This window comes from Ensifer sp. SSB1 (assembly GCF_016652895.1).
Classification (GTDB): Bacteria; Pseudomonadota; Alphaproteobacteria; order Rhizobiales; family Rhizobiaceae; genus Ensifer.
In genome coordinates, this window is sequence record NZ_JAEPRP010000118.1 from 19,357 (window position 1) to 23,219 (window position 3,863).

The 3,863-nt window shown below is 63.2% G+C and carries 3 protein-coding genes and 1 pseudogene; all 4 read left to right on the plus strand.

Annotated elements, in window-relative coordinates:
- Window positions 1-599: EamA family transporter (locus I8N66_RS25090; RefSeq protein WP_291159485.1), on the plus strand; the 599-nt coding region annotated here is incomplete at its 5' end.
- 205 nt (window positions 600-804) lie between these two features.
- Window positions 805-1,767 (plus strand): galactofuranose ABC transporter, galactofuranose-binding protein YtfQ, encoded by a 963-nt coding sequence (gene ytfQ / locus I8N66_RS25095; RefSeq protein WP_291159487.1) that lies wholly within the window; start codon window positions 805-807, stop codon window positions 1,765-1,767.
- 130 nt (window positions 1,768-1,897) lie between these two features.
- Window positions 1,898-3,412 carry a galactofuranose ABC transporter, ATP-binding protein YtfR gene (ytfR, locus tag I8N66_RS25100; RefSeq protein ID WP_291159490.1) on the plus strand — a complete coding sequence of 505 codons (1,515 nt, stop codon included), beginning with the start codon at window positions 1,898-1,900 and terminating at the stop codon, window positions 3,410-3,412.
- A pseudogene (locus I8N66_RS25105) lies at window positions 3,409-3,863 on the plus strand (ABC transporter permease); the annotation flags it as partial. The gene ytfR and the pseudogene I8N66_RS25105, both read left to right, overlap by 4 nt.

A 3,863-nucleotide genomic window follows, 5' to 3' on the forward strand; every position in this document is an offset into this window, starting at 1 on the left:
TGTGCTTCTTCGCGGCCATCGCGCGCATCCCGCTCGGCCTTGCCGTGGCGATCGAATTTCTCGGTCCCTTGACGGTCGCTGCGATTTTCGGCGGCCGTGGCTGGCGCCTGTTTTGCCCGGTTTTCGCTGCCGCCGGTGTATTCTGCCTTTCCTGGGACGGTTCATCCTGGGTTGCGGACACGCGCGGCCTCCTTTTTGCCTTTGGCGCGGCGATCGGTTGGGGTGGCTATATCGTTTTGATGAAGCATGCCGGCCAACGCTTCAGGGGTTTGGAAGGGCTCGCCGTTTCGCTGCTGTTTGCCGCCCTGTTCGCAACGCCGTTTGGCGTGCACCAGGTTCAATCCGGCTTCTCCTTCGACATGCTCTTGATGACGGCCGGGCTTGCAATCTTGGTGCCGTTGCTTCCCTACGCCCTCGAATTCATGGCGCTGCGACGTATGCAGCCCTCGGCCTTCGGCATCCTGATGAGCCTGGAGCCGGCAATCGGCGCTGGTGCCGGCTTCGTCATTCTCGGTCAGGCATTGGCGCTCAACCAGATCTTCGGGGTCGTGCTCGTGATGATCGCCAGCGTTGCCGGTACCTTGTTGGCTAAGTCCTAGGCCGTACGGGGCGCGCTTTCTCACGCGTGACTTCCGCAGAGGGATCCGACGCCGTTGGCGAGGGGGGCAGTTTGCCGCGCCCTCTGCTACTTCCGATAAAATTCATCGATGCGGGCACTAGGCGAAAAGTGCCCGTTTACAAAAGTAATATTATATGATTTTTTCTCGATGGCTGCGTGGAGGCAGCTTTCTTTGGGAGGAAATCATGAAAATCGCCAAGGCACTTGCGAGTGCAACGATCCTTGCTGCCTGCACGTTTGGCAGCGCTTCCGCGGCCGATCTGGTCGTCGGCTTTTCGCAGATCGGCTCGGAGTCCGGCTGGCGCGCCGCCGAGACGACGCTGACCAAGCAGCAGGCCGAACAGCGCGGCATCGATCTCAAATTCGCTGATGCGCAGCAGAAGCAGGAAAATCAGATCAAGGCGATCCGCTCCTTCATCGCGCAGGGCGTGAACGCCATCCTCGTGGCCCCGGTGGTCGCTACCGGCTGGGACGAAGTGCTGCAGGAAGCCAAGGATGCGGAAATTCCGGTCATCCTGCTCGACCGCACGGTCGATTCGTCGAAGGAGCTTTACCTGACGGCAGTCACTTCCGACCTCGTGCACGAGGGCAATGTTGCCGGCAAATGGCTCGTCGATACGACCGCGGGCAAGCCCTGCAACGTCGTCGAGCTCCAGGGCACGACCGGTTCCTCGCCGGCGATCGACCGCAAGAAGGGCTTCGAACAGGCGCTTTCCGGCCACGATAACCTGAAGATCATCCGCAGCCAGACCGGCGACTTCACCCGCACCAAGGGCAAGGAAGTCATGGAAAGCTTCCTCAAGGCTGAGGACGGCGGCAAGAACATCTGCGCGCTCTATGCCCACAACGACGACATGGCCGTCGGTGCCATCCAGGCGATCAAGGAAGCCGGCCTGAAGCCGGGCAAGGACATCCTTGTCGTGTCGATCGACGCCGTCCCGGACATCTTCCAGGCGATGGCCGCCGGCGAAGCCAATGCCACGGTCGAGCTGACGCCGAACATGGCTGGTCCTGCCTTCGATGCGCTCGCCGCCTTCCAGAAGGACGGCACGGCGCCGCCGAAGTGGATTCAGACGGAATCGAAGCTCTACACTCACGCCGACGAGCCGCTGAAGGTCTACGAGGAAAAGAAGGGCCTCGGCTACTGACGTCGGCCGTGGCCCGCGCTGCTTCTCGCGCGGGCCACGCTCTTTCCAAGTTCCGGCTGAAGAGCGCAGCTTGCCGCGGCTAGGCGCTGTGCTTCTCGTCGGCAGGTACCAGCATCGCGGAGACGTATCGATGCAGACCAATGACCACATTCTCCAGGCGATCCGGATCGAAAAGACCTTCCCGGGGACCAGAGCCCTCGACAAGGTCGATTTTCACCTCAGGCGCGGAGAGGTTCATGCGCTGCTTGGCGAAAACGGTGCCGGAAAATCGACCCTGATCAAATGCCTGACCGGAGCCTACCGGCGCGACGGCGGCGCCATTCTGCTCGATGATACCGAGGTCAATCCGCGCGACACGTTCGAAGCCCAGGCACTCGGGATCGGCACGGTCTACCAGGAGGTCAACCTGCTGCCGAACCTGACGGTTGCCGAGAACCTCTTCCTCGGGCGCCAGCCCCGCCGCTTTGGTATGGTCGACGTGCGCGCGATGAACCGGCGGGCACGGGATCTGCTTGCCGATTATGAACTCGACATCGACGTCACCCGCGATCTCGCCAGCTATTCGGTCGCGATCCAGCAGGTGGTCGCGATTGCCCGGGCCGTCGATCTCTCCGGCAAGGTGCTGATCCTCGACGAGCCGACGGCGAGCCTCGATGCGCATGAGGTGGCGATGCTGTTCCGCATTATCAGGCGCCTCAAGGCACGCGGGCTCGGCATCGTCTTCGTCACCCACTTTCTGGAGCAGGTCTATGAGATTTCCGACCGGATCACGGTGCTCCGGAACGGGCAGCTCGTCGGAACGCGTGAAACCGCCAATCTGGATCGCCGCGAGCTGATCGCGATGATGATCGGCCGCGAGCTGGCGGCGGAGATCCACGCGCCGCGCGCGGAGGCCCAGGAAGGGCCATTGCGTTACCGCTTTCGCAACTACGGCCGCAAGGGTCGCGTCCGTCCCTTCGATCTCGATGTCCGCTCTGGCGAAGTGGTCGGCATGGCCGGCCTGCTCGGCTCCGGACGGACGGAGACCGCGGAGCTCTTCTTCGGTGCCTATCGCGCCGATAGCGGCGAGGCCGAGATCGATGGTCGTACGGTCGATCTCTCGTCGCCGCGGGCCGCCATCCGCTACCGTTTCGGTTTCTGCCCGGAGGATCGCAAGACATCGGGCATCATCGGTGATCTCTCGGTGCGCGAAAACATCGTACTCGCCCTGCAGGCCCGTCGCGGCTGGACCCGACCGATCTCGCGAGCCGAGCAGAACCGGCTGGCCGACCACTATATTCGCGCGCTCGATATCCGCACGGCCGATCGGGAGAAGCCGATCAAGCTCTTGTCCGGCGGCAACCAGCAGAAGGCGATCCTCGCGCGCTGGCTCGCGACCGAACCGGAATTCCTGATCCTCGACGAGCCGACGCGCGGCATCGATGTCGGCGCCCATGCGGAAATCGTCAAGCTGATCGAGGCGCTGCGCGAAAAGGGCTTGTCCTTGATCGTCGTCTCCTCGGAGATCGAGGAATTGGTCGCCTACAGCACCCGCGTGATCGTGCTTCGGGATCGCGCCCATGTCGCCGAACTCGACGGCAGCCGGATTACCGCCGGTGAGATCGTCGAGGCGATCGCCGCAACCGATGAAAGGAGGACGTCGTGACGTCGTTCCTCAGGCTCTATTTCAACCGGTTGCTGCCGCAACTGATCGCGCTCGGCGTCATCGTCGTGGCCGTATCGCTGGTGTTTCCCGGCTTCCTCAACCTGCAGATCCAGAACGGCCGCCTCTATGGCAGCCTCATCGACATCCTCAACCGCGGCGCGCCGGTGGTGCTTCTGGCGATCGGCATGACGGTCGTCATCGCCACCAAGGGTATCGATCTCTCCGTCGGTGCCGTCATGGCGATCTGTGGGGCAACCGCCGCCGCCGCGATCACCTCGGGGCATTCGCTCGCCGCAACGCTGCTGATTACGCTCGGCGTCGGCATTCTCTGCGGTCTCTGGAACGGGGTGCTGGTCGCGGTGCTCGACATCCAGCCGATCATCGCGACGCTGGTCCTGATGGTCGCCGGACGCGGCATCGCCCAGCTCATCACCGAAGGCGCACTCCTGAC